Origin of the sequence: Burkholderia sp. R-40, assembly GCF_049942845.1 — a bacterium.
Classification (GTDB): Bacteria; Pseudomonadota; Gammaproteobacteria; order Burkholderiales; family Burkholderiaceae; genus Burkholderia; species Burkholderia ambifaria.
In genome coordinates, this window is sequence record NZ_CP187967.1 from 2,371,495 (window position 1) to 2,398,086 (window position 26,592).

Genomic DNA, 26,592 nt, shown 5'->3' on the forward strand with positions numbered 1-26,592 from the left:
CACGCGCTGGCCGGTTCGGCCCGCTGCATCGGAAGGCACCGCTTCGGCGGTGCCTTTTTTCATGGCGCGGGGGGTTCGTCGTTGGTGGCGTTGGCGTTGGCGTTGGCGTCGGCGTCGGCGTCGGCGTCGGCGTCGGCAGCGGCAGCGGCAGCGGCAGCGGCAGCGGCGTCGACGTCGGCAGCGGCAGCGGCGTCGACGTCGGCAGCGGCGTCGGTAGCGTTACCGGCGGCGTCAGCACGGTCGACTTCATCGTCGAACAACGAGAACTGCCCGCGCCGCTCGGCCGTGTCCTCGTCGATGCGCACGCCGACACCAAGCAGCCGCACGGCCTGCGCGCGCCGCTGCAGCCCCTTCGCGAGCAGCGTGACCGCCGTCTGCGCATTCGTCGCGTCGGCCACGCATTCGACCGTCGTGCGCTGGAAATCGGCGAAGCGGATCTTCACGTACAGCTTGCGGATCGCGCGCGCCGCCCCCGCACGCGCGATCCGCGCGTCGAGCTGCACGACGAGGCGGCGGATCTCGTCCGCGCATTGTTCGAGCGTCGTCAGGTCGGTCACATAGGTCGTCTCGACGCTGACCGACTTGCGCTCCTGGTCGGCCTGCACCGGCCGCTCGTCGATCCCGCGCGCCAGCTGGTACAGCCGTCGACCGAACGCGCCGAAATCGCGATGCAGATCGATCAGCGACCAGTCGCGCAACTGCGCGCAGGTCTGGATACCCAGCCGCTCGAGCCGCGCGGCCGTCACCTTGCCGACGCCGTGCAGCTTGCGCACCGGCAGCGCCGCGACGAACGCATCGACTTCATGCGGGCGCACGACGAACAGGCCGTCGGGCTTGTTCCAGTCGGACGCGATCTTCGCGATGAACTTGTTCGGCGCGACGCCCGCCGACACCGTCACGCCCACCGTGTCGTACACACGCTGGCGGATCTCCCGCGCGATCAGCGTCGCGCTGCCCTGGCACAGTTCGGAGCCGCTGACGTCGAGATAAGCCTCGTCGAGCGACAGCGGCTCGACGTCGTGCGTGTAGTCGCGATAGATCGCCATGATCTGCCGCGATGCGGCGCGGTACTTGTCCATCGCGGACGGCAGGATCAGCAGGTCCGGACACTTGCGCATCGCCAGCGCCGACGACATCGCCGAATGCACGCCGTAGCGCCGCGCCTCGTAGTTGCAGGTCGCGATCACGCCGCGCTGGTCGGGCCGGCCGCCGACCGCGAGCGGCCGGTTGCGCAGCGACGGGTCGTCGCGCATCTCCACCGACGCGTAAAAGCAGTCGCAGTCGCAATGGATGATCTTGCGCACGCGCGGCGGCGCATCGCCGGGCGGCGGCTCGCGCGGAGAATCGGCAGGCGGGATGATGGTCGGATTCACGGTGCCGATACTGTACAAAAACACAGTGCCGGTTTCAACTGTCGCGTACTGCCGCGTTCGGTCGCCCCGTACCGGCGCGCTTCGCACGGATCGTACCGCCCGCGCGCACGGGGCGGCCCCTATACTCGTCTGCCACGACATACGTAACGCACAGGTGACGGATGAAGACGATCGGACTGATCGGCGGGATGAGCTGGGAATCGTCGGCCGAGTACTACCGGATGATCAATCGCCATTCGAAGGCGCTGCACGGCGGCCATCACAACGCGAAGAGCGTGCTGGTCACGGTGGATTTCGCCGAGATCGAAGCGCTGCAGCGCGCGCAGGACTGGGTCGCGCTCGGCGAACGGATGGCCGACGCCGCGCGTCAGCTCGAAGCGGCCGGCGCCGATCTCGTCGTGCTGACGACCAACACGATGCACCGCGTGCACGACGCGATCGAAGCGGCGGTCGCGCTGCCGTTCCTGCACATCGCCGATCCGACCGGCGCCGCGCTGCGCGCCGCGGGCGTCGAGCGCGTCGCGCTGCTCGGCACGCGCTACACGATGGAGTTGCCGTTCTATGCGGAGCGCCTGCGCGACAAGTTCGGCCTCGACGTGCTGGTGCCGGACGAAGCCGCGCGCGGCGACGTGCACCGGATCATCTACGACGAGCTGTGTCACGGCGTGATCGATGCGGCGTCGCGCGCAGCCTACGTGGCGATCATCGACGAACTGGCGAAACGCGGCGCGCAAGCGGCGATTCTCGGCTGCACGGAAATCACGCTGCTGATCGGCGCGGACGATTCGCCGCTGCCCGTATTCGATACGACCGCGCTGCATGCGAAGGCGGCGGTCGAGTGGGCGGCGGGCTGACCATCGCGCGCCGCCGCGAGGTGGACATTGGCCCGAGGCCGGTGCGCTCTCCGGCCGCCCTCACCGCGATTTGAAGGCCGGATTATTCCACCCGGCAGGAATCGTTATCTTGCCCGTCACATCGCGTCGCGCCCGACGCCCCGCTCTCCCCCGCGCCATGGGGGCCGAGGGGAATGGTCCGCGAATCGGGCGGCGCGCGGCACACGGTCTCGCCGCTTCAACTGGTTATCTATTGGCAATAAAGTGGGCGCAAATTGGTATTCGGGCCGCATCGTTTCAATCGGTGCTGCTCGTGCGCTCTCTTTTCCACCAACGGGAAACCGGAACATGAAACGACTCAAGTCCACGGTCGCTGCGATGCTCGCCATGTCGACCATGCTCGGCGCACACGCCGACCCCACCATCAACGCCTCAGCCTCGACGACGCCCAACGGCGGTTTCGATCGCATGACGTGGGACATTACACCGGAGGTCGTGCCGACCAATATCAACGCCAGTTACTACTGGGCCAATCAAGTGTGGTCCGAACATGGCGGCCACCCGATCTATACCGGCATCCAGCCGCGCACCAAAAGCACCAACGTCGTGATCTTCAGCGCGTTCGGCACCGGCACGACGCCGCTGTCGGCGAATTGCCGCGGCGGTGCCGACGGCGGCTCGGGCACCTCGTGCTCGATCGGCTATGCGTGGAGAACGGGCCATGCCTACCGGCTGCAAATGGTCCATGCGCAGGGCAATCGCGCCGACGGACGCTCGACCATCGAAGGCTTCATCACGGACGTCGCAACCGGCGTCACGACGCCGACCGGCAGCATCGCGGTGCCGGCAGACTGGGGCGGACTGTCGAACAGCGCTTCCGTGTTCGACGAGTTCCTCCCGTTCAACAGCGCGTCGAGCGACCCGATGCAGCGGCCGTGCGTGCCGTACGCACGGCACACGACGTCGCTGCCGCATTTCTATCTGAAGGACGTCGACTACCCGACGACCGAACGGTCGATCCGGCTGAATACGAGCAAGGACAAATGCGCGGCGGTGGCCGGCACGCCGAATGCGCGGGCCACGCTCGTCAACACGTCGACTTACCTGATCGAGAACGGCTTCCTGCCGGGGAGCCCCGGCGCGCCGAAATGACATTCGGACGCTGAAAACAAAAAACCCGGCGCGAGGCCGGGTTCCTGTCGACGAAGCGCGCATCGGTCATATGCGCTGCACATCGTCTGGTGTGCTTGGTTGCGGGGGTAGGATTTGAACCTACGACCTTCGGGTTATGAGCCCGACGAGCTGCCAGACTGCTCCACCCCGCGTCAGAGAAATAAATTATAGGGTGAGGAAGTACTCACGTCAATACCTTTGTCACAATTTCTTCGCGGGCCGTCGATATCGCGATGCGCGGTGCGTGCTTCGCATCGCGTGTCGCGCGCGTTCGCGCCCCGTGCTCGCGGTAAGATGGCGGCCTTCGCATTCACCCCGCACGCATTCCCGTTCATGAAAATCGCCACCTGGAACGTCAACTCGCTCAACGTCCGCAAGCAGCACGTGCTCGACTGGATCGCGCACAGCGGAACCGACGTGCTGTGCCTGCAGGAACTGAAGCTGCCGGACGAGAAGTATCCGCGCGCCGATCTCGAGGCCATCGGCTACCGCAGCTGGTTCACGGGCCAGCGGACCTACAACGGCGTCGCGATTCTCGCGCGCGACACGCTCGCCGTCGACGAATCGGACATCGTGCGCAACATCCCCGGCTTCGACGATCCGCAGCAGCGCGTGATCGCCGTGACGGTCGAAGGCGTGCGCATCGTGTCCGCCTATTTCCCGAACGGCCAGTCGCCCGAGTCCGACAAGTTCGTCTACAAGATGCAGTGGCTCGACGCGCTGCATGCGTGGCTGAGCGCCGAGATGCAGCGCTATCCGAAGCTCGCGCTGCTCGGCGACTACAACATCGCGCCGGAAGACCGCGACGTGCACGATCCCGCGAAATGGGAAGGCCAGAACCTCGTGTCGCCGCAGGAGCGCGCGCACTTCGCGAAGCTGCTCGAGCTCGGCTTCGTCGACGCGTTCCGCCGTTTCGAGCAGCCCGAGAAGACCTTCACGTGGTGGGACTACCGGATGCTCGCGTTCCGCCGCAACGCGGGGCTGCGCATCGACCACATCCTGCTGTCGCCGGCGCTCGCCGCCAACTGCACGTCGTGCGAAGTCGACCGCCTGCCGCGCACGTGGGAACAGCCGTCCGACCACACGCCCGTCGTCGCGGTCGTCTGCTGAGCCCCCTTCCCGCTCATGCCCGCGCTCAATCGCGCGCGGGTGCGGGCGCGGGCCCGAGATGGGCCCACAGGAAGCCGAATTCCGCCGCGTCCGCTTCGGCACGCTCCAGATCGTCGGCGCTGCCATGGCCGCCGTCCGTGTTCTCCCAGTACCACACCCGTTCGTGTCCGAGCGCATGCATGCGCGCGGCCATCTTGCGCGCATGCGCGGGATGCACGCGGTCGTCGCGCGTCGACGTCGTCAGCAACAGCGGCGGATACGCGACACCTTCGCGCACGCGGTGATACGGCGAATAGGCAGCCAGCGCCGCACCCTCGCGCGAATCGTCCGGATCGCCGTATTCGTCGAGCCATGCGGCGCCTGCATGCAGCTTCGGATAGCGCCGCATGTCGAGCAGCGGCACGCGGCACAGCACCGCACCGAACAGCTCCGGACGCTGCACCATGCACGCAGCGACCAGCAGCCCGCCGTTGCTGCCGCCCTCGATGCCGAGCTGCGTGGCCGTGGTCACGCCGCTGCGGATCAGATCCTCGGCCACCGCGATGAAGTCGTCGAACGCTCGCTGCCGATGCTCGCGCTGCGCGTCGACGTGCCAGCCCGGCCCGAATTCGCCGCCGCCGCGGATGTGCGCGAACACCGCGACGCCGCCGCGCTCGAGCCATGCGATGCCCAACGCATCGCTATAGCCCGGCAGGTTCGGAATCGCGAAGCCGCCATAGCCTGACAGCAGGCAGGGTCGCGCGACGCGGTTGACGCCATCGGGGCGATCCATCCCATCGAGTGCGTCACGCGGCCCGATCAGCGTGTACGGCACCACCGTGCCGTCGCGCGAGCGGGCATTGGCGCGACGCACGACGAGCCCGGCCGCATCGAAGCGCACCGGCGGCCGGTCGAGCAGCACGCGGCGCGACGCGGCATCGTCCGCGCGATCGGCCAGATCGGCAAGCCAGCATTCGGGCGGATCGAGATAGGTGTCGACGTCCACGTACACGTCGTCGTTCAGCGTCGACTCGACCGGCTCGAGGTCGACTTGCGCATCGCCCGGCCACTCGAACGGCCGCGCGTGCCACGTCCATGCGCCGTCCTCGCCCTGGCGCGGCTGCCACAGCATCGTGCGGTTCTGCACGTCGTCGAGCCAGCTCGCGATCAGCATCGTGCGCGTATGCGTCCACGTGCACGCGGACGTCGACGGCCGCGGCTCGAACAGCGTCGTGAGCTCACGCGCGCCGGCGAGGAACGCCTGCTCGCGGATCGCGAGCAGCGAGCCGCCCGCGTGACGCACGCCGCCGCAGTCCCAGTCGAGTCGCGGCTCCAGCACGAGCCAGCCCTCCCAGAAGCCGACCTCGACATGCGTCGGCACGTCGTAGCGCACCCACTCGCCCGCGTCGTTCAGCCAGTACGCGTGTGCGTCGAAGAAATCGACGCTGCGCCACGCGACATGGCGGCCGTCGATCGGATCGAACGCCGCGCCCGCGCTAATGTCGTCGGGTTCGCCGCGAAACACGACCGGCGCATCGGCGAGCGGCGTGCCGCGTACCCAGCGGCGCGCGTCGTACGGATAGCCGGCCGCGGTCGCATGCGCTTCGCCGCGATCCCAGCTCACGTAGACGGTATCGCGGTCGATCCAACCGACCGTGTGATGCCCGGGCTCGTCGATCGTGAACCCGTCGTCGACGAAACGGCGCTGCACGAGATCGAACTCGCGCACGACGACCGCGTCGGCGCCGCCCGGAGACAGCGACAGCAGCGCGCGGTCGCCGTCCGGATACAGGATCGCGTCTTGCTCGAACACCCACGACTCGCCCTCTTGCGCGCCGAGCGCGTCGACGTCGAGCAGCGTTTCCCACTCGGGCCGGCCCGCGCGCCAGTCGTCCCAGCGCGCGCGGCGCCACAGTCCCTTCGGGTGGAGATCGTCCTGCCACAAGTCGTACGCCCACTCGCGCCAGCGGGTCGGAATCACCGGGCGTTCGCGCGGCAGATACGCCTGTGCGAGCCGCGCGGTGAGCGCGCGATACGCATCGTCGTCGCGCAGCGCGACACGCGTGCGCGCATTCTGCTCGTCGACCCACGCGCGGGCGCGCTTGCTGTCGAGCGATTCGAGAAAACGGAAGGGATCGGCCCCGGCGGGCCAGCGGAAGGAATCGGACATGACGGATCGCACGTGACGGCAAACCGAGATTATGTCCGATCGCGGCATGCGCGATGCCCGCGCATGCCGCGACGGCGGCTCAAGGCTCCAGGTGCAGTTCCTGGATCTTGCGCGTGATCGTGTTGCGGCCGATGCCGAGCCGCTCCGCCGCCTCGACCTTGCGGCCGCGCGTGAAGTCGAGCGCCTCGCGGATCACGGCCGCTTCGAAGCGGCGCGCGAGCTCGTCCATCACGTCGGCCGAGTTCTCGCGCAACAGCCGTGCGACTTCGGTGCGCAGCCCGTTTTCCCACATCGGATAGCCGGCCGGCGCGCCGTTCGGCGCGGCCGCGACGGGCGCCGCCGTCAACGGCGCCGCACCGGCCGCCGGCTGTACGCGCAGCCCGTCGCCACCGCCGAGGCTCGCGCCGCCGTGCGCATCGATGCCATCGGCCGTCGCAGTCACCGGCGCGCCTGCCGGCACGAGGTCGGGCGGCAGATCCTTGATCTCGACCGTCTGCGCGGGCGCCATCACGGTCAGCCAGTTCGCGAGATTCTCGAGCTGCCGCACGTTGCCGGGGAACGACAACGACGTCAGGTACGCCAGCGCGTCGTCGGACACGCGCTTGGGCTCGACGCCGAGATCGCGCGCGCTCTTCTGCAGGAAGTGGCGCGTGAGCAGCGCGATGTCCTCACTGCGTTCGCGCAGCGGCGGCAGCCGCAGCCGGATCACGTTGAGCCGGTGGTAAAGGTCCTCGCGGAACAGCCCCTGGCGCACGCGCGACTCGAGATTCTGGTGCGTCGCGGCGATCACGCGCACGTTCGCGCGCAGCGGGTTGTGGCCGCCGACGCGGTAGAACTGCCCGTCCGACAGCACGCGCAACAGGCGCGTCTGCAGGTCGAACGGCATGTCGCCGATTTCGTCGAGGAACAGCGTGCCGTTCTCGGCCTGTTCGAAGCGGCCCTGGCGCGTCGTCTGCGCGCCGGTGAACGCGCCGCGCTCATGACCGAACAGTTCGGATTCGAGCAGATCCTTCGGGATCGCCGCGGTGTTCAGCGCGATGAACGGTCCGTTCGCCCGCGGGCTGTGCCGGTGCAGCGCCCGCGCGACGAGTTCCTTGCCGGTGCCCGACTCGCCGGTGATCAGCACGGTCGCGGCCGAATGCGACAGGCGGCCGATCGCGCGGAACATGTCCTGCATCGCGGGCGCCTGGCCCAGCATCTCGGGCGCCTCGGCCACGCGCTCGTCCTGCGGCGCGCCGCCGCGCAGGCTTTCCTCGACCGCGCGGCGGATCAGCTCCACCGCCTTGTCGACGTCGAACGGCTTCGCGAGATATTCGAACGCGCCGCCCTGGAACGCCGCGACGGCGCTGTCGAGATCGGAGAACGCCGTCATGATGATGACGGGCAGGTCCGGCAGACGCTCGTGCACCGCCTGCAACAACTCGAGGCCGGAGCCGCCCGGCATCCGGATGTCGGATACGAGCACCTGCGGCGTCTCGTGGTCGAGCGCGGCCAGCGCGTCGCGCACGTTCGCGAAGCTCTTCGTCGCGAAGCTGTCCCGGGCGAGTGCCTTTTCGAGCACCCAGCGGATCGATTGGTCGTCGTCTACTATCCAGATCGGCTTCATAGGTCGGTCAGTATTGGTGAATCCGGTGAATCGCCATACCGCCGCTCAATGGTCGAGCGGCAGCAGGATCTGAAATTCGGTACGTCCGGGCCGGCTCTCAACCTCGATCATCCCGTCGTGCTGCTGCACGAAAGTCTGCGCGAGCGTGAGGCCAAGGCCGCTGCCGTCGTCGCGCCCGGACACGAGCGGATAGAAGATCCGGTCGCGGATCTCTTCCGGAATGCCGGGCCCGTTGTCGACTACATGCAAGTCCAGTGCCAGTTTGTACAGGCGCTTCGCGACCGTCACCTTGCGCGCGACGCGCGTGCGCAGCTCGATCTTCGCGTCGCCCTGCGCGATCCGTTCGCGCAGCGCCTGCGCCGCGTTGCGCACGATGTTCAGCAGCGCCTGGATCAGCTGCTCCTTGTCGCCGCGCAGGTCGGGCACGCTGACGTCGTAGTCGCGCTCGATCGTGAGGCCGCGCGGAAATTCTGCGAGCATCACCGCGCGCACGCGTTCGCACACTTCATGAATGTTCACGTCGCCGACGATATGCGGATGCCGGTGCGGCTCCAGCAAGCGGTCGACGAGCGTCTGCAGGCGGTCGGACTCCTTGATGATCACCTGCGTGTATTCGCGCAGCTCGCCGCGCTCGCGCTCGCTCAGCTCGAATTCGAGCAGCTGGGCTGCGCCGCGAATGCCGCCGAGCGGGTTCTTGATCTCGTGCGCGAGATTGCGGATCAGTTGCTTGTTGACCGCGGTCAGGTCGTGGATCCGTTCCTCGCGATCGGTGCGCGACTGCCGTTCGTTCTCGAACAGTTCGACGAGCACGAAATCGGGCGCGGTCTCGAGGAAGCCGACGATCGCATGCACGTGCAGCGCCTCGTGGCCGGGCCGGTCGAGCACCGTGTCGAGATGCGTCGCGTGAAAGCGCTGCTGGCCGATCGCGGTGATCGTCGCCGCGAGTTCGTTCGCGTTCGGAAAAATCTCGCCCCACGGCCGCTGCGCGAGCTGCCGCCGCGAGATGTCGAGCATCGCCTCCGCGGACGGGTTCGCGAACGCAACCCTGAGCGTCTTGCGGTCGAGCACGATCACGACCGTCGGCAGTGCTTCCAGCCCCGCAAGCAGGCCCGAGCGCGCGAGCCGCTCGTCTTCCGTCAGTCGCTCGGGCTGCCCCGTCTTCGCCTTGATCAGATTTTTCAGAGCCATCTTGCGTATCGTCGCGCCTCACCGGGTGGGAACATGAAAATTGGCGGAACAAAAAAGGGACGGCTGGACGCCGTCCCCTTTCAGACTCCGCGGTTCCCGCCGCAGGCTGCGCGACGGGAACGAACCGGCATGACGGCGCTCACTCGAAGCGCCATCGCCGATTACAGCGAGTAGTACATCTCGAACTCGATCGGATGCGTCGTCATGCGGAACTTCGCCAGCTCCTGCTCCTTCAGCGCGAGGTACGCATCGAGCATGCTGTCGGTGAACACGCCACCACGCGTCAGGAACTCGCGATCCTTGTCGAGCGCTTCCAGTGCCTGGTCGAGGCCCGCGCAGACGGTCGGGATCTTTGCATCCTCTTCCGGCGGCAGGTCGTACAGGTTCTTGTCCGCGGCTTCGCCCGGATGGATCTTGTTCTGGATCCCGTCGAGGCCGGCCATCATCAGCGCCGTGAAGCACAGGTACGGGTTCGCCATCGGATCCGGGAAGCGCGTTTCGATACGGCGACCCTTCGGGTTCGACACGTGCGGAATGCGGATCGATGCCGAACGGTTACGCGCCGAGTAAGCGAGCTTGACCGGTGCTTCGAAGTGCGGGACCAGACGCTTGTACGAGTTCGTCGTAGGGTTCGTGATCGCGTTCAGTGCACGGGCGTGCTTGATGATGCCGCCGATGTAGAACAGCGCCAGTTCCGACAGGCCGGCATAGCCGTTGCCCGCGAACAGGTTCTGGCCGTCCTTCCAGATCGACTGGTGAACGTGCATGCCCGAACCGTTGTCGCCGACGACCGGCTTCGGCATGAACGTCGCCGTCTTGCCGTACGAGTGCGCGACGTTGTGGATGATGTACTTCGACCATTGCGTCCAGTCGGCGCGCTGAACCAGCGTCGAGAACTTCGTGCCGATTTCGTTCTGGCCCTGGCCCGCCACTTCGTGGTGGTGCACTTCGACCGGGATGCCGAGCTGTTCGAGCAGCAGGCACATTTCCGAACGCATGTCCTGGAACGTGTCGACCGGCGCGACCGGGAAGTAGCCGCCCTTCGTGCCGGGACGGTGGCCCGTGTTGCCGCCTTCGAATTCCTTGCCTGCCGACCACGGTGCTTCTTCGGAGTTGATCTTCACGAAGCAGCCCGACATGTCCGTGTTCCACTGGACCGAGTCGAAAATGAAGAATTCCGGTTCCGGACCGAAGTAGGCCGTGTCGCCGATGCCCGTGCTCTTCAGGTACGCTTCGCCGCGCTTCGCGAGCGAACGCGGATCGCGCTCGTAGCCCTTGCCATCGGCCGGTTCGACCACGTCGCAGGTCAGCACGAGGGTCGACTCTTCATAGAACGGGTCGACGAAGGCAGCGCTCGGGTCCGGCATGAGCAGCATGTCCGACGCCTCGATGCCCTTCCAGCCCGCGATCGACGAGCCGTCGAATGCATGGCCGCTTTCGAACTTGTCTTCGTCAAACGCCGAAACCGGCACCGACACGTGCTGTTCCTTGCCGCGCGTATCCGTGAAGCGGAAATCGACAAACTTGACGTCCTCGTCCTTCACGAGCTGCATGACGTCGGCGACGGTTTTACTCATAACCTCTTCTCCTGATTGAACAATTCCGGCGGACTGGGAACCGCCTCGTTTACCGAGCTGCCCGGAGTCTGGCTTTGGCGCAGCGCGCCCCGGGTCGACCGAATTCTATATAGCAGCAACCGTGCCAGCCATGCACAGATGCGACATGAATCGCGCCAGCCCGCGCCACCACGGGGCCCTGCTGCGCGATTCCGGGGCCGGGCGCCGCACCCGGGGGCCGGACGATCGCACTGAAATGGTGCAATCTCCGGAGGGCACATGCGCGGCTGAATCATTGTGGTGCATGCGCACCATTCTGCACTCTTTTGGTGAGCACGGGGCGGTGCATGCGCGGCAGGCTACGCGCACATCCGCGCGGCGGCGGCGCGCTAGAATGTTCGTTTGACCGAACCATACGGAGACCTCCTGCCATGAGTACGCTCGATCAGCTTTACGCGAAGGCCGAAGAACGCCGCACCCAAGGCGCGCTCAACTATGCCGGCGCGCTGCTGCCGGTCGAGGCATTCGAACTGCTGCAGCTCGACCCGTCGGCACGCCTCGTCGACGTGCGCACCCGCGCCGAGCTCGACTGGGTCGGCCGCCCGCTCGTCGGCGACGGCCAGTACCTGCACCTCGAATGGACGCGCTACCCGGGCGGCGTGCCGAACGCCGAATTCGTCAACGAACTGAAGGCGGCCCTTCCGGCCGATACGCCCATCCTGTTCCTGTGCCGCAGCGCCGCGCGCTCGAAGCTCGCCGCGGTCGCGTCGGCGCAGGCCGGCTTCATGAAGGCGTTCGACCTGCTCGAAGGCTTCGAAGGCGGCAAGGACGGCGAAGGCCACCGCAAGACGGTCGACGGCTGGTGCTTCCGGAAACTGCCGTGGATCGGCGCCTGAGCGCGCATCCGTTCACGCACGCCCGACTGCCACATCGTCGAGCCGGGCGATGACATCCCGATGACGGGCCGCGTTGCGCGGCCCGTGGTTTTTGCGCGGCCCGTTTGCGTGACGGATCTCGGGCCGCTCAGGCGCGCGGCGCATCCGGCTCGACGACGTCGCCGCCGAGCAGGTGCACGCCTTCGCGCAGCTTCACGAACGCGGCCGCCACCGCTTCCGGCTCGCCCTTCACGCCGAGATCGATATGCCGGCGCGCGTAGATGCCGCCGCGCTCCGCGTCGCCCACGCTCGGCAGGCTGAAGACGCGCACGCCGGGAAAGTCGCGCTCGATGTTCTCCATCAGCGGCGTCAACGTCGATTCGGGCAGTTCGAACACGAACAGCGAACGCTCCGCGTGCGGCGTCACATGATGGAGATGCTGGTACTTCGTATCGAGCACCCATTCGATCATCGGCCATGCCATCACCGGGAAGCCGGGCACGAAATGGAGCTCGCCGACCGAGAAACCGGGAATCCGGTTATAGCCGTTCGGGATGATCGTCGCGCCCACCGGAAACACGCCCATGTTGAAGCGGTGCCGGTTTTCCGGCGAATCGAAATCGACCGGCGTGGCCGGATCGGTGTGCGTCTCGCGGATGCGCTCCGAAATCAGCGCCTTCGCTTCCGGATGCAGCGCGAGCGGCACGCCGAGGGCGGCGGCGGCGCACTGGCGCGTATGGTCGTCCGGCGTCGCGCCGATCCCGCCCGTGCAAAACACGATGTCGCCGGACGCGATCGCGCGGGCGAGCGTCGCGGTGATCCGCGCCGGATCGTCGCCGACGTATTCGGCCCAGTCGAGCGCGAGGCCGCGCGCGCCGAGCAGCTCGATGACCTTCGCCAGATGCTTGTCTTGTCGGCGACCCGAAAGGATTTCGTCGCCGATGATGATGATGCCGATGCTCATGCCTGCCCCATGTCGATTGCGGTGGCGCGCGAGCTCGCGCGCAGGTCGTCCAGCGCGCGCAGGCAATAGTGCCCGAACCACAGCGCCGAGAAGACCAGGATGAAAGCGTAAACCCAGATCATGGCCGCCGCCACGAACGGAAACAGCACCATCATCCAGACCGACGACACCCACACGAAGGTCGGCACGGTGCCGAGCAACCCGGTCGCGACGCCAATGCCGATCAGCGGCCAGCGATGCTGGCGCACGAGCGCGCGGCGCTCGTCGCGGCTCGCGTGCTGGGCGAGCGCGTCGTAGGTCATCACGCGGTACGTGAGCCAGCCCCAGATCACCGGCGGCAGCAGCGCGAAGAACGGCGGGATCAGCCACAGCGGGATCGTGACGACGAGCAGCACGACGCCGACGAGCGCCGCGCCGAGCGAATTGACCACGCTGCCGACGAAGGTGCCGCCCCGCTTCGCCTCGAGCGCGGCGAACTGGCGGTTCGACAGGTGCTTGATCACGACCGGCATCGAGATCGTCGCGATCAGCAGCAGCACGGTCAGCACGATCAGCGGGATCGCGAGCGACACGACGACGAACGGCGCGACGACCGCATGCAGCTGCGACATCCCGATCGCGTCGAACGCGCGGTACAGCGCGGCGGTCAGCACGAAGCCGTCGAGCGCGCCGCGCGCGGCATCGATCAGCGTCTGCCACGAGAACCACAGCAACACGCCCCACAGCAGCGCCGAGACGACGAACGGCATCAGGGTAAGCCACAGCATGCGCGGGTGCAGCGCGCTGGCGAGCGCCCGGATGAAGGAGCGCAGCAAGTCGTTCATGCGAACCTGTATCGACGGAGAAAAACGGGGAAAGGATAAACCACACGGCCCGCATGCGCCAAAGCGCATGCGGGCCGTGTGGGGAAGCGGTTCAACGGGACGGTGACGAGCTCAGGCCGACGCCGCGCCGCGTTTCGCGGGAACGAGGCGCCGGAAGATCCGCACGAACGCGAGGCCGTGCTGCGCCCAGAAGCCGTCGCCGTAGGACACGCCGTCGATCTGCTCGCGGATGCCGGTCGGCTCGACCGTGCGGTTCCACGACGCGGTGCCGAACATGACGTCCCACCACGGGAACAGCACGCCGAAGTTGCAGCCGTACTTGGTGCCTTCATGGCCGTAGCCGACCGCGTGATGGCGGCGGTGGAAGGTCGGGCTCACGAGCAGGCGCTCGCCAAGCCGGCCGAACGACAGCCGCGCATTCGTATGCTGGATGCTCTGCAGGAAGTTGGTGACCGCGGTCAGCACGACGAACTGCGACGGCGTCACGCCGATCACGAGCGCGATCGCCGCGAAGAAGCACGACTGGAGCACGTCGTCGAGCAGATGGTTGCGGTCGTCACACCACAGCGACATCTGCCGCTGGCTGTGATGGACCGCGTGCAGCTCCCACCAGATGCCGAACTTGTGCTGCCAGCGGTGATACCAGTAGCCGGCGAAGTCGAGCACGACGAGGTAGATCGCGAACGCGACGATCGGCTGCGAGGTCACGCCGGGCCACAGATAGTCGAGGTTGAAGTTCGCGATGCCGTGCAGGCGCAGCCACGACTGGAACTGGTCGAACACCGGCTGCAGCGCGAAGAAGAAGAACAGCGCATAGATGCCGAGCTTCGAGATCGCCGTGTAGATCACGTCGACCCGCACCGCGCGGCGGTTCTTCCAGCGCTCGACGGGCGCGAGCGCCTCGAGCGGGCGCAGCAGCGCGAACATCAGCACCATCTGGAGCGCGCCGATGATCACCCAGTACAGTGCGTCGTAGGTGTCCTCGTCATAGTCCATCAGGTTGAACTTGAAGAGGAGCGGCTGCACGACGTCGACGTACAGCCAGGTCTGGATGTCCGACACGAACGCATCGATCAGGTGCAGCATCGTTCGCCTCCGCCCGTCACGCGCCGTTCGCGGCCTTCCACGGCGCGCGGTCGTAGAAGTAGATGCCGTGCGGCGAACGGCCGACGGCGATCGTCTGCACCAGCTTGCGCGATGCCAGATCGATGATACCGACCTTCTTCGCGAAGCGGAACGTCACCCACAGCGTCTTCTTGTCGGCCGACAGCTCCATGTCGTCCGGCCCCGGCAGCAGGCCGGTGATGTCGCCGACGTTGGTGAGCGTGTTCTCGTCGAGGATGCTGATCGTGTTCGCGACCCGGTTCGTGACGGCGACGTGCGAGCCGTCGGCGAGCGAGCGGAAGTTGTGCGCGCCCTTGCCCGTGTAGATCTGCTTGACGACCTTCTGGTTGCGCCAGTCGACGACCGCGACATAATCCGCGCCGGTCATGCCGACCAGCAGGAACTTGTCGTCCGGCGTGAGCCACAGGCCGGCCGGCACCTTGCCGACCTTCATCTTCCACTTGACCGTCTGCGTCGGCAGGTCGATCGCCGCGATCTCGCCGGACACCTGCAGCGACACGAGCAGCGTCTTGCTGTCCTTCGTGAACGCGAGGTGGCTCGGCATCACCGCGAGCGGCACGCGCTTCGCGAGGTGCACGTCGTGGCCGTCGTAGCTGTAGATGTCGACGCGGTCGAGCCGCAGCCCCGCCGCCGCGAACCACTTGCGGTCGGGCGAGAAGCCGAGCTGGTACGGATCGTCGATCCCCTCGACGGTGCGCTGCAGCTTGCCCGTCTTCGGATCGAGGAACATCAGGCTGTTCGAGATCGAATTTGCGACGATCAGCGACGAATTGTCGGGCGTCGCCATCAGATGGTGCGGCTCCTTGCCGGTCGGCAGCGTGGAGACGACCTCGCGAGTCTGCTGGTCGATCAGGGAAAGCGTCGCTTCGGCCGAGTTGAGGATGATCACGTTATTCGCGTGTGCGGCCGGCGCCAGCACGGCGGCGGCCAGCGCGAGTGCGCGGCCGAGGGAAAGGAAAGTGCGCATGAAGACTCACGTCGTGGAACAGCAGTCATTGTAGAACGTTCGACCGGCCCCGCCGGTTGACGCAAGCCCGGGTTGCGCCACATTGACGCACGCCGCGGCGGCCGGGCGGCCGACTGCGGCAGGCGTCGCGGGGCGGCAGCGGCCGACCGCCGGCGCGGGGGCCGGCGGGCCGCCGTGGCGCTAGCGCTGCATCGACTCCCACACCTTGTGCAGACGCTTGACAGAGACAGGCATCGGCGTGCGCAGTTCCTGCGCGAACAGCGAAATTCGCAATTCTTCCAGCAGCCAGCGGAATTCCGCGAGCCGCGGATCGGCGACGCCGCCGCGCTGCGACACCGCGCGCTGGTACTGCTGCACGAGCGGCAGCAGCTCGCCGGACTGCTTCGCGTCGCGCGCCGGGTCGGCCTTCAGCTTGTCGATCCGCAACGCGATGCCCTTCAGATAGCGCGGGAAGTGCGCAAGCTGCGTGTAAGGCGTGTCGATCACGAAGCGCTTGCCGACCAGCGCCGCGAGCTGCTGCTGGAGATCCGCGTGGGCCTGCGCGAACGGCTTCGCCTGCGCGAGCTTCTTCACGAGCCCGGCGTATTCGGCGAGGATCTGCCCGACCAGCCGCGCGATCTCCTGCGCGAGCAGGTTCAGGCGGCTGCGGCCCTCGTCGCGGCGCGCATGGAAGCTCGCGTCGTCGTCGGGCAGCGGATCCTGCAGGCACGCGCGGTCGAGCGCCGTGTCGATCAGCTGGTCGCGCAGCTCGTCCTGCGTGCCGAGCGACATGTACTGCATCGCCATCTCGCGCAGCCCCGGCAGGTTCTTCTCGAGGAACTTGATCGGCTCCTTCAGTTGCAGCGCGAACAGCCGCCGCAGGCCGGCCCGGTGAATCCGCGCGGCCTCCTCCGGCGAGTCGAACACCTCGACGTCGCAATGCGTGCCGCGATCGACGAGCGCCGGATAGCCGTACAGCGTCTGGCCGCGCCGGCGGATCTCCAGCAGCTCGGGGAGCTTGCCGAAGTTCCACGTCGTCAGGTTCTCGTACAGCGCGGTCGCGCCGGCTTCCGCCGCGGCGCCCGTGTGCGGCGCCGCGCCCTTGCCGGCCTTGCCGCCCTTCGCCGCCGAACCCTGCGCGGCAGCGGGCGCCGGCGTGTCGCCAGCATTGCCCGCGTCGCCCGCGCCAGCCTCGCCGCCGGGCGCGATCGTCGACGCCGCCGCGATCTTCTGGAACTGCTGCTGCGCCTGCGCGCCCAGCTCCTGTCGAAGCTGCGCGAGATTGCGCCCCATCGCGAGCTGGCGGCCGTGCTCGTCGATCACCTTGAAGTTCATGAACAGGTGCGCGGGCAGCGTCTCGAGCTTGAAGTCGGCCGTCTTCATCGCGACCTGCGTCTCGCCGCGCACGTCGGCGATCAGCGCCTCGACGAGGCCGCCCGCGCCGAAGCGCTCGCGCCCCATGCGCTCGACGAAGCCGGCCGCGTACTCGGGCAGCGGCACGCAGTGCCGGCGCAGCTTCTGCGGCAGCGACTTCAGGAGCAGCTGCACCTTCTCCTTCAGCATCCCCGGCACGAGCCATTCGCAGCGGCGCGCGTCGACCTGGTTCAGCGCATACAGCGGCACCGCGAGCGTCACGCCGTCGCGCGGCGTGCCGGGCTCGAAGTGGTACGTGAGCGCCATCTCGACGCCGGCCATCGTCGCGCGCTTCGGGAACAGCTCGGTCGTCACGCCGGCCGCCTCGTGGCGCATCAGGTCGTCGCGCGACAGGTACAGCAGCCGCTGCTTGTCCTCCGCCCGGCCGCCCTTGCTCACCTCGTCGCGATACCAGCGCTCGAACGCGGCGCCCGTGTGGATGCCCTCCGGAATCGCCTGGTCGTAGTACGCGTAGATCAGCTCGTCGTCGACCAGCACGTCCTGCCGGCGCGACTTGTGCTCGAGCTGCTCGATGTCGGCGAGCAGCTTGCGGTTGTGCGCGAAGAACGGCAGTTTCGTGTCGAACTCGCCCTCGACCAGCGCGCCGCGGATGAACAGCTCGCGCGCGCGCGCCGGATCCTGCCGGCCGAACGCGACGCGCCGGCGGTGGTAGATCGGCAGCCCGTACAGCGTCGCGCGCTCGAACGCGCTGACCTGCGCGGGGCGCTTTTCCCAGTGTGGCTCCGACAGCGACTTCTTCAGCAGGTGTGCGCCTACCTTTTCGATCCACTCCGGCTCGATCTTCGCGAGGCAGCGCGCGTACAGCCGGCTCGTCTCGACGAGTTCGGCCGCCATCACCCAGCGGCCGGCCTTCTTCGCGAGCGCGGAGCCCGGCCACAGGTAGAACTTGATCCCGCGCGCGCCGAGATAGTGCGGATCGTCGTCGGCCTTCATGCCGAGGTTGCCGAGCAGGCCCGTCAACAGGGCCAGATGAATCTGCTCGTGGGTCGCCTCGACTTCGTTGAGCCGCCAGCCATGCTCGCGCACGACCGTCAGCAGTTGCGAATGGACGTCGCGCCATTCGCGCAGCCGCAGGTGCGACAGGAAGTTCTGCCGGCACGCGTCAATCAGCTGACGGTTCGATTTCTTGTGCGCGACGGCCTCTTCGAACCACGCCCAGATCTTCAGCCACTGCAGGAATTCGGAGCGCTCGTCGGCGAACCGGCGGTGTGCCTGGTCGGCCTGCTCCTGCGCTTCGATCGGACGGTCGCGCGGGTCCTGCACGGACAGCGCGCTGGCGATGATCAGCACCTCGCGCAGCGACTGCTGGTCGCGCGCGGCGAGGATCATCCGGCCGACGCGCGGATCGAGCGGCAGCCGCGCGAGTTCGCGGCCGAGCGGCGTCAGCGCGTTGTCGTCGTCGACCGCGCCGAGTTCGTTGAGCAACTGGTAGCCGTCCGCGATCGCGCGGCCGGGCGGCGGCTCGAGGAACGGAAACGATTCGATCTCGGTCAGGTGCAGCGACTTCATCCGCAGAATCACCGACGCGAGCGACGAGCGCAGGATTTCCGGATCGGTGAAGCGTGCGCGCGCCTGGTAGTCGCTTTCCTCGTACAAGCGGATGCACACGCCATCGGCCACCCGGCCGCAGCGACCCGCGCGCTGATTCGCGGCGGCCTGCGAGATCGACTCGACCTGCAGCTGCTCGACCTTGTTCCGGTACGAATAGCGCTTCACGCGCGCGAGACCGGTATCGACGACGTAGCGGATGCCCGGCACCGTCAGCGACGTTTCGGCCACGTTGGTGGCGAGCACGATGCGGCGCGCGTTCGACGCCTTGAACACCTTGTCCTGGTCGGCCGCCGAGAGTCGCGCGAACAGCGGCAGGATCTCGGTATGCGGCGGATGGTGCTTGCGCAGCGCCTCGGCCGCCTCGCGAATCTCGCGCTCGCCGGGCAGGAACACCAGCACGTCGCCGGGGCCTTCGCGGCACAGTTCGTCGACCGCGTCGACGATCGCGTCCATCAGGTCGCGTTCGGCCTCGCGCGCGGTCTTCACGCGGTCGCGGCCGCCCGTGCCCTCGGCGTTCTTCACGGCCGGGCGATCCTCGGCCACCGGGCGGTAGCGCATCTCGACCGGATACAGCCGCCCGCTCACCTCGATCACCGGCGCCGGGCGCGCGTCGCTGCCGAAATGGCGCGCGAAGCGGTCGGCGTCGATCGTCGCGGACGTGACGATCAGCTTCAGGTCCGGCCGCCTCGGCAGGATCTCCTTCAGGTAGCCGAGCAGGAAGTCGATGTTCAGGCTGCGCTCGTGCGCCTCGTCGATGATCAGCGTGTCGTACGCCTTCAGCAGCGGGTCGGTCTGCGTCTCGGCGAGCAGGATGCCGTCCGTCATCAGCTTCACGGACGCGCCCGGTGCGAGATTGTCGGTGAAGCGCACCTTGTAGCCGACCACCTCGCCGAACGGCGTGCCGAGTTCCTCGGCGATCCGCCGGCCGGTCGACGACGCGGCCAGGCGCCGCGGCTGCGTATGGCCGATCAGGCCCGTGCCGCCGGCGCCGAGGCCGCGGCCGAGATCGAGACAGATCTTCGGCAGCTGGGTGGTCTTGCCCGACCCCGTTTCGCCGCAGACGATGACAACCTGATGATCGGCGATCGCGCGCGCGATTTCGTCGCGCTTGCCCGATACGGGCAGGCTTTCGGGATACGTGATCGGCGGAACGGGATTCGGTGCGACGGCCGCGCGCGGCGCACGCTCGCGGCGCGGGGGGCGCGCATCCGCCCGCGGTGCGTCCGTCGCCGCGGCCGGCGGGTGCGCGTCGCCGCGCCGTTCGTCACCGCGCGGCCCGCGCGGCGGCTTGCCTGCCTGCTGTTGCTGCGGCTGGCGCGGCGGCTGGCCTTGCTGCTCACGCGCATCGGCCGCACCATCCGGGTGCCTGGCCGACGGCGCTTTGGCCCGCGTCGGCGCGGGACTTTTAGGTACATTCGACATGGGGGCGCATTATAATCCCGCCCATGAATTCCCAAACCGACCTCCCTCCCGCCCAGACCGGCGCCGCGACGCCGCCGGCCGCCGACGATTCGGCCGCCAGCCACGCGCAGTTCGTCGACTGGATGCGCTCCGTCGCGCCCTATATCCACAAGTTCCGCAACAGCACGTTCGTCGTGGGGTTCGGCGGCGAGGTGGTGCAGCAGGGACTCCTGAACGCGCTGGTGTCCGACATCGCGCTGCTGCAGGCGATGGGCATCCAGATCGTGCTGGTGCACGGCTCGCGCCCGCAGGTCGAGGAGCAGCTGAGCCTGCATGGTGTCGAATCCGAGTTTTCGCACGGGCTGCGCATCACCGACGCGCGCGCGCTCGAATCCGCGAAGGAAGCGGCCGGCGAAGTGCGTCTCGACATCGAGGCCGCGATCAGCCAGGGTCTGCCGAACTCGCCGATGGCGCACGCGCACATCAGCGTCGTGTCCGGCAACTTCGTGACCGCACGGCCAGTGGGGATTCTCGACGGGGTCGATTTCGCGCACACGGGCATCGTGCGCAAGATCGACGCCGAATCGATCCGTCATTCGCTCGCGAGCCGCAAGCTCGTGCTGCTGTCGCCGCTCGGTTTCTCGCCGACCGGCGAAGCGTTCAACCTGTCGATGGAAGACGTCGCGTCGGCGGCCGCGATCGCGCTGCGCGCCGACAAGATCATCTTCCTGACCGAAGCGCCCGGCATCGTCGGCGACGAAGGCGAGCTGGTCCGTGAAATGTCGCTGGATGCGGCCGCCGAGCTGCTCGATTCCGGCAACGTCCAGGGCGACGACGCGTTCTTCCTGAAGCACTCGATCCGCGCGTGCCGCGGCGGCGTGACCCGTGCCCACCTGATCCCGCAGTCGCTCGACGGCAGCATGCTGCTCGAACTGTTCCTGCACGACGGCGTCGGCACGATGATCTCGTACGAGAATCTCGAAAGCCTGCGCGAAGCGACGCCGGACGACGTCGGCGGCATCCTGTCGCTGATCGAGCCGCTCGAGTCGGACGGCACGCTGGTGCGGCGCGGCCGCCACCAGATCGAACGCGACATCGACCACTTCTCGGTGATCGAGCACGATGGCGTGCTGTTCGGCTGCGCGGCGCTGTATCCGTACCAGCAGGAAAAGATCGGCGAGATGGCGTGCCTGACGGTCGCGCCGGAAGCGCAGGGCTCGGGCGACGGCGAACGCCTGCTCAAGCGCATCGAGCAGCGCGCCCGCGCGCGCGGCCTCACGCATATCTTCGTGCTCACGACGCGCACCGAGCACTGGTTCCTCAAGCGCGGTTTCGTCAAGGTCAGCGTCGACGACCTGCCGGAAGACCGCCGCAAACTCTATAACTGGCAGCGCAAGTCGCTCGTGCTGATGAAGCAGCTCTGAGCGCAGGCACGACTGCCCTCCCCCAGTCCGATTACAGGAGAAGTACACGATGGCTCGAATGATTCAATGCGCGAAGCTCGGCAAGGAAGCCGAGGCTCTCGATTTCCCGCCGCTGCCGGGCGAACTCGGCAAGCGCATTTACGAAAGCGTGTCGAAGGAAGCGTGGCAAGGCTGGCTCAAGCAGCAGACGATGCTGATCAACGAGAACCGCCTGAACATGGCCGATCCGCGCGCGCGCCAGTACCTGATGAAGCAGACCGAGAAGTACTTCTTCGGCGACGGCGCGGACCAGGCGTCCGGCTTCGTGCCGCCGACGGAAGGCTGAGCATCGCGGATCGCGCGGGCCGGTCGTACCGGCCTCGCGCGAAGCAACGCAAACGGCACCGTGCATCGCCCGGTGCCGTTTGCTTTTGGGGGGCGCGCGATCGAGCCGATGCGAGGCGGCCCGGTGCATGCGATGCCGCCAGGTCAGGTCGCGCCGGCCTGTCCCGCCGGTTTCAACGTGCCGCGCTCGTCCGGCTGCGCGGACTCGCCGGCCGCGGCGTCGGCACTCGCGCTTGCGGCGCCCCATTCGGCCGCATCGCTGCGCTCGGCGCTCGACAGCTCATCCGCACGGTAGCCGGTGCGATTGAGCAGCGCGAGCATGCAGCCGAGCGACACGAGCGCATACAGCCCCGACGCGATCGCGACGCCGACGATGCTGCCGGTCGCGTTCAGGATCGCCTGCGCGAGCACCGGCGTGCCGCCGCCGACGACGAGCGCGCTCAACTGATACGCGAGCGACAGGCCCGTATAGCGGATGTTGGCCGGAAACACGCGCGCGAGCACGCCGCCGACCGCACCGTAGAACATCGCCGACGGGATCGTCGAGATGCACATCCCCGCGACGGCGACCCAGTACGAGCGGGTCGCGAGCGCATGGAACATCACCGGCATCAGCACGATCTCGGGAATCAGGATCCAGCACATCGCGCGGCGCATGTCGATCTTCGACACGAACCACGCGCCGATCGGCTGCATCAGGAACTGCACGACGAGCGAGATCGACAGGATGCCGAGGAACGTGCCCTGCGCGTAGCCAAGCTCCTTGGTCGCCCACGACAACGCGAACGTGCTGCGGAAATACGTGACGTTGATCACCGGCAGCGTGCCGGCCGCGAGCAGCACGACGGGCCAGTGGTCGCGCACGACGTCGCGCAGCGGCAGCTTCACCGTCCGCTTGCGCGCGAGCACGCGCTGCATGTCGAGCGATTCCTCGAGCCGCAGCCGGATCACCATCCCGATGATCACGAGCACCGCCGACAGCAGGAACGGAATGCGCCAGCCCCACATCAGGAACGACGGCGTCGGCAACGCGCTCAACGCGAAGAAGGCGATCGTCGCGAGCAGGTTGCCGGTGGGCGAGCCCTGCTGAGCGAAGGCCGCATACAGGATGCTGCGATGCTTCGGCGCGTTCTCGCTCGCGATCAGCACCGCACCGCCCCACTCGCCGCCCACCGCGATGCCCTGCAGCACGCGCAGCACGACGAGGCCCGCGGGCGCCCACACGCCGATCGACGCATAGCCGGGCAACAGGCCGATGCCGGTCGTGGCAAGGCCCATCATGATCAGCGTGATCACGAGCGCGGTCTTGCGGCCGACGCGATCGCCGAGATGCCCGAACACGATCCCGCCGAGCGGCCGCGCGGCGAAACCGGCCCAGAACGTGACGAACGCGAGCAACGTCGCGACGCCGGGATCCATCGTGCCGGAAAAGAACACCTTGCCGAACACGAGCGCGGCGGCGGTGCCGTAGATGTAGAAGTCGTACCACTCGATCGTGGTGCCGACGAAGGCCGCGAGAGCGGCGCGGCCGGGCCTCGGCGCGGCGGACGGGGATTGCGGACGGCTCATCGATGTCTCCATGTTTGTGATCGGCGGCGCGACTGTCGCGCGCCTTGCCGGATGGCCGGCCTTGCGCCGCCGGCTGGCGGGGTTGCTTTACGGCTTTACGTTCTGGTGCTTTGCCTGCTGCTTCCTCGGCCGGGGATGCTCACCCGCGGACCCCGTCGGCCAATCACGTTACGTCTCATCGGGCGCGGCCTTCAGCACGCCGGCGTCGAGCAGTTGCTGCCGGAGCGCGGGATCGACGCCGAGGCGATCGAGCACCGCGCGCGTGTCGCGGCCGAGCGCCGGTGGCGGCGAGCGATAGGTCGCCGGCGTGCGCGACAGCTTCACCGGCGATGCGGTGCCGCGATATGCGCCGATCTCGACGAACAGCTCGCGGTGCAGCGCATGCGGGTCGCGCGCGACATCGGCGACCGTGCGCACCGGCCCGCACGGCACGCCCGCCGCCATCAGGTCGCGAGCGAGCGGCTCGCACGGATGGGCGGCCAGCCGTGCCTCGAGTTCGGCCTTCAGCTCGGGCCGGTGCGCGCAGCGGCTGCGGTTGTCGACGAAGCGCGGATCGCCGGCGAGCGCCGGTGCGCCGAGATGCGCAACGAGCCGTGCGAACTGCCGGTCGTTGCCGACCGCGAGGAAGATCGGCACCGTCGCCGTGCGGTAGCTGTCGTACGGCGCGATGTTCGGATGCGCGTTGCCGCTGCGCTCGGGCACGCGCCCGGAGCCGAAGAAGTTCGGCAGGTGCGGATGCAGCAGCGACACGCCGCAGTCGTACAGCGCGATGTCGATCGACTGGCCCTGCCCGCTCTTCTCGCGCTCCGCGAGCGCGAGCAGGATGCCGGCCAGCGCGTTGAGCCCCGTGACCATGTCGACGATCGGCAAGCCGATGCGCATCGCGTCGCCGTCGCGCTCGCCGTTGACGCTCATCAGCCCGGCCATCGCCTGGATCACCGCGTCGTAGCCAGGCAGCCCGCCGAGCGGACCGTCTGCGCCGAAGCCGGTCACCGCGCAGTGGATCAGGCGCGGGAAGCGCGGCCGCAGATCGCGCGCGTAGTCCATCCCCCAGCGCGCGAGCGTGCCGGGCTTGAAGTTCTCGACGAGCACGTCGGCGTCGGCGAGCAGGCGCGACAGGATCGCGCGCCCTTCGTCGCGGGACAGATCGAGCGCGAGCCCTTCCTTGTTGCGGTTCACGCCCATGAAATACCACGCGGTGTCGCCGAGGAACGGCGGCCCCCAACCACGCGTCTCGTCGCCGTCCGGCGGCTCGATCTTGATCACCGTCGCACCGTGGTCGGCGAGCGCCTGCGTGCAGTACGGGCCGCCGAGCACACGGCTCAGGTCGACGACCTTCAGGCCGTCCAGTGCGCCGCGTGTCGCGTTCGTCGCGTTCGTCGCGTTCATCGTTCGACCTCCGGCAGCAGGTCGAGCGCCATGTCGAGCGGCACCGGCGTACCGCGCACCAGCGCGTCGAACGCCATCGCTTCGTCGTCGCGCGACGCCGGCGCGAACGGATCGACCGGCAGCAGCTTGTGACGCACGATCAGGTGCGCGAGCGCGAGGCGCCGGTAGTCGGGTGCGAGCCGCACGCCCTCGCACGCCATCAGCACGGCCGCGCTCGCGTAGTACAGCGACGACGCGGCCTGCCGCACGCATGCGTCGTCGCCTGCCGCCGCAACCCGGGCGAGCGCATCGCACGCGCGCGCGAGAATGCGCCGCAGCGCCGCGCGACTTGCGTCGGGCAGCGGCGCCGCGCCGAGCCGATCGGAGAGGAACGTACGCAGCGCGTCCAGCGCCTGCTCGCGCTGCGCGGCGCGCGCGACGTCGAGCGCGACGATGTTGCTGGTGCCTTCCCAGATCGAGCCGAGATGCGCGTCGCGCACGAGGCGCGCATCGCTCCATTCCTCGATGTAGCCGATGCCGCCGCGCACCTCCATCGCGTCGCCCGTCACGCGGCGCGCATCGCGGCACGCGCGGAACTTGATCAGCGGCGTCAGGATGCGCACGCAGCGCGCGGCCTGCTCGTCGCCCGCATCCGCCTGCGGCAGCAGCAGCGCGATCTGCATGAACATCGCTCGCGCGGCCTCGGCGGGCAGCAGCATCTTCATCAACTGGCGCTGCATCAACGGCATCTCGATCAGCGTCCGGCCGAATGCCGTGCGGTGCGCGGCCACGTGCAGCGACTCGTTCAGCGCGCGCCGCATCAGCCCGGCCGCGCGCACGCCGTTCGACAGCCGCGACATGTTGATCATGTCGGCCATCTGGTGAAAACCGCGGCCGATCTCGCCGATCAGGTAGGCCTGCGCGCCTTCGAGCGCGATCTCGCCGCTCGCCATCGAACGGCTGCCGAGCTTGTCCTTCAGCCGCACGATCCGGTAGTGGTTGCGCGTGCCGTCCGGCAGCGTCTTCGGCAGCAGGAACAGCGCGAGCCCCTTGATGCCGTCCGGCGCGCCGTCGGGCCGCGCGAGCACCATCGCCAGATCGGCGTCGGCGTTCGAGCAGAACCACTTGTCGCCGTACAGGCGCCACGCCGCTTCGCCCGGCGCGTGCGTTTCGCGCACCGCGCGCGTCGCGATGCGGCCGACGTCGGAGCCGGCCGCCTGCTCGGTCATGAACATCGCGCCCTGGAACAGCGTGTCGAAATCGCGTGACGCGAGCATCGGCAGGTAGTGCTCGACGAGCGCCGGTTCGCCGAAACGGCGCAGCGTGCGCGTGAGCGAGTCGGTCATGCTGACCGGGCAGCACAGCCCGAATTCCGCCTGCACGAACAGGAACGTCAGCGCGTACTTGACGAGCGGCGCCACTGCGTCGGGCTGGTGGCTCAGCGCCGCGAGCCCGAGTTCCGAATACGCGACGCGTTCCAGCGCGACATACGCGGGGTCCTTGTCGATCCGCTGCACGGCCTCGCCGCGCCGATTGCGATGTTCGAGCACGGGCGGATGCTTGTCCGCGCGCGACGCCCATTCGTCGAGTTCGCCCGACACGCGCGCGCCGAGCGCGTGCAATTGCGGTTCGAGTCGTGCGTATTGGGTGGCGCCGAGATGCAGCTTCAGCAATGCGCCGAGATCGGGATCGGCCGTGAAGAAATTGATGCCCCGGCTGTCGGGGATGTTGCCGGATGCGCCGGCGTCGCGCGTGCGAGCGGTGTCGTTCATGCATGCGTCTCCATGGTGGCCCGGCTG

At 68.1% G+C, this 26,592-nt stretch carries 19 protein-coding genes and 1 tRNA gene; 6 read left to right on the forward strand and 14 right to left on the reverse strand.

Annotated features, from left to right (window positions below):
• Positions 1 to 59: 59 nt before the first annotated feature.
• Positions 60 to 1,397, reverse strand: a complete 1,338-nt coding sequence (dinB, locus tag ACP26O_RS10970) for a DNA polymerase IV (protein ID WP_175701335.1) — start codon at positions 1,395 to 1,397, stop codon at positions 60 to 62.
• A gap of 137 nt (positions 1,398 to 1,534) precedes the next feature.
• Between dinB and ACP26O_RS10975 the strand changes: the two genes are divergently transcribed.
• Both ACP26O_RS10975 and ACP26O_RS10980 read left to right on the forward strand, forming a co-directional pair.
• Entirely contained in the window at positions 1,535 to 2,227 is a 693-nt protein-coding gene (locus tag ACP26O_RS10975) for an aspartate/glutamate racemase family protein (RefSeq protein WP_175664961.1), read from the forward strand.
• A 327-nt stretch (positions 2,228 to 2,554) separates the two neighbouring features.
• Positions 2,555 to 3,358 (forward strand): DUF3472 domain-containing protein, encoded by an 804-nt coding sequence (locus tag ACP26O_RS10980; protein WP_175664962.1) that lies wholly within the window; start codon positions 2,555 to 2,557, stop codon positions 3,356 to 3,358.
• A 96-nt stretch (positions 3,359 to 3,454) separates the two neighbouring features.
• On the opposite strand, the gene ACP26O_RS10985 is transcribed toward ACP26O_RS10980, so the two are convergent.
• A tRNA-Met gene (locus tag ACP26O_RS10985) sits at positions 3,455 to 3,531 on the reverse strand.
• 181 nt (positions 3,532 to 3,712) lie between these two features.
• Between ACP26O_RS10985 and xth the strand changes: the two genes are divergently transcribed.
• Positions 3,713 to 4,489: an exodeoxyribonuclease III gene (gene xth, locus ACP26O_RS10990; RefSeq protein ID WP_193759171.1), complete on the forward strand. Its 777-nt coding sequence runs from the start codon at positions 3,713 to 3,715 to the stop codon at positions 4,487 to 4,489.
• A gap of 25 nt (positions 4,490 to 4,514) precedes the next feature.
• Here the strand turns inward: xth and ACP26O_RS10995 are convergent, their stop codons facing one another.
• The 4 genes from ACP26O_RS10995 to glnA form a co-directional block, all read right to left on the reverse strand.
• Complete coding sequence (locus ACP26O_RS10995; RefSeq protein WP_175664963.1) at positions 4,515 to 6,638, reverse strand: prolyl oligopeptidase family serine peptidase; 2,124 nt, start codon at positions 6,636 to 6,638, stop codon at positions 4,515 to 4,517.
• Between the two features lie 79 nt (positions 6,639 to 6,717).
• Complete coding sequence (gene ntrC, locus ACP26O_RS11000) at positions 6,718 to 8,244, reverse strand: nitrogen regulation protein NR(I) (RefSeq protein WP_175664964.1); 1,527 nt, start codon at positions 8,242 to 8,244, stop codon at positions 6,718 to 6,720.
• A gap of 45 nt (positions 8,245 to 8,289) precedes the next feature.
• On the reverse strand, positions 8,290 to 9,432 hold the full coding sequence (glnL, locus tag ACP26O_RS11005) for a nitrogen regulation protein NR(II) (protein WP_164714828.1): 1,143 nt from the start codon (positions 9,430 to 9,432) through the stop codon (positions 8,290 to 8,292).
• A gap of 161 nt (positions 9,433 to 9,593) precedes the next feature.
• Complete coding sequence (gene glnA / locus ACP26O_RS11010) at positions 9,594 to 11,009, reverse strand: type I glutamate--ammonia ligase (protein WP_006758924.1); 1,416 nt, start codon at positions 11,007 to 11,009, stop codon at positions 9,594 to 9,596.
• A 410-nt stretch (positions 11,010 to 11,419) separates the two neighbouring features.
• Between glnA and ACP26O_RS11015 the strand changes: the two genes are divergently transcribed.
• The gene (locus ACP26O_RS11015) at positions 11,420 to 11,884 is read left to right on the forward strand and encodes a rhodanese-like domain-containing protein (RefSeq protein ID WP_175664965.1); all 465 of its coding nucleotides are present in this window, start codon (positions 11,420 to 11,422) and stop codon (positions 11,882 to 11,884) included.
• A 127-nt stretch (positions 11,885 to 12,011) separates the two neighbouring features.
• Here ACP26O_RS11015 and ACP26O_RS11020 read toward each other — a convergent pair whose 3' ends face one another.
• The 5 genes from ACP26O_RS11020 to hrpA form a co-directional block, all read right to left on the reverse strand.
• Positions 12,012 to 12,827: a competence/damage-inducible protein A gene (locus ACP26O_RS11020; RefSeq protein ID WP_175664966.1), complete on the reverse strand. Its 816-nt coding sequence runs from the start codon at positions 12,825 to 12,827 to the stop codon at positions 12,012 to 12,014.
• Positions 12,824 to 13,651 (reverse strand): EI24 domain-containing protein, encoded by an 828-nt coding sequence (locus ACP26O_RS11025; protein WP_011657400.1) that lies wholly within the window; start codon positions 13,649 to 13,651, stop codon positions 12,824 to 12,826. The genes ACP26O_RS11020 and ACP26O_RS11025 overlap by 4 nt, the downstream gene beginning before the upstream one ends.
• A 111-nt stretch (positions 13,652 to 13,762) precedes the next feature.
• Entirely contained in the window at positions 13,763 to 14,737 is a 975-nt protein-coding gene (locus ACP26O_RS11030; RefSeq protein WP_175660461.1) for a sterol desaturase family protein, read from the reverse strand.
• Positions 14,738 to 14,753: 16 nt separating this feature from the next.
• Positions 14,754 to 15,743, reverse strand: coding sequence for a beta-propeller fold lactonase family protein (locus tag ACP26O_RS11035; protein ID WP_012364241.1), 990 nt, complete (start codon positions 15,741 to 15,743; stop codon positions 14,754 to 14,756).
• A gap of 180 nt (positions 15,744 to 15,923) precedes the next feature.
• Entirely contained in the window at positions 15,924 to 20,129 is a 4,206-nt protein-coding gene (gene hrpA, locus ACP26O_RS11040) for an ATP-dependent RNA helicase HrpA (RefSeq protein WP_175664967.1), read from the reverse strand.
• A gap of 23 nt (positions 20,130 to 20,152) precedes the next feature.
• Here hrpA and argA point away from each other — a divergent pair, with 23 nt between their 5' ends.
• Together argA and ACP26O_RS11050 are read left to right on the forward strand one after the other, a co-directional pair.
• Entirely contained in the window at positions 20,153 to 21,532 is a 1,380-nt protein-coding gene (gene argA / locus ACP26O_RS11045; protein ID WP_011657403.1) for an amino-acid N-acetyltransferase, read from the forward strand.
• Positions 21,533 to 21,581: 49 nt separating this feature from the next.
• On the forward strand, positions 21,582 to 21,857 hold the full coding sequence (locus tag ACP26O_RS11050) for an oxidative damage protection protein (protein WP_006755553.1): 276 nt from the start codon (positions 21,582 to 21,584) through the stop codon (positions 21,855 to 21,857).
• 143 nt (positions 21,858 to 22,000) lie between these two features.
• Here ACP26O_RS11050 and ACP26O_RS11055 read toward each other — a convergent pair whose 3' ends face one another.
• The 3 genes from ACP26O_RS11055 to ACP26O_RS11065 form a co-directional block, all read right to left on the reverse strand.
• On the reverse strand, positions 22,001 to 23,425 hold the full coding sequence (locus ACP26O_RS11055; RefSeq protein WP_175664968.1) for an MFS transporter: 1,425 nt from the start codon (positions 23,423 to 23,425) through the stop codon (positions 22,001 to 22,003).
• Positions 23,426 to 23,593: 168 nt separating this feature from the next.
• A complete protein-coding gene (locus tag ACP26O_RS11060) occupies positions 23,594 to 24,814 on the reverse strand; it encodes a CaiB/BaiF CoA transferase family protein (protein WP_175664969.1) in 1,221 nt (406 codons plus the stop codon).
• Positions 24,811 to 26,565, reverse strand: a complete 1,755-nt coding sequence (locus tag ACP26O_RS11065) for an acyl-CoA dehydrogenase family protein (protein WP_175664970.1) — start codon at positions 26,563 to 26,565, stop codon at positions 24,811 to 24,813. Before ACP26O_RS11065 ends, ACP26O_RS11060 begins: the two co-directional genes overlap by 4 nt.
• Positions 26,566 to 26,592 lie beyond the last annotated feature (27 nt).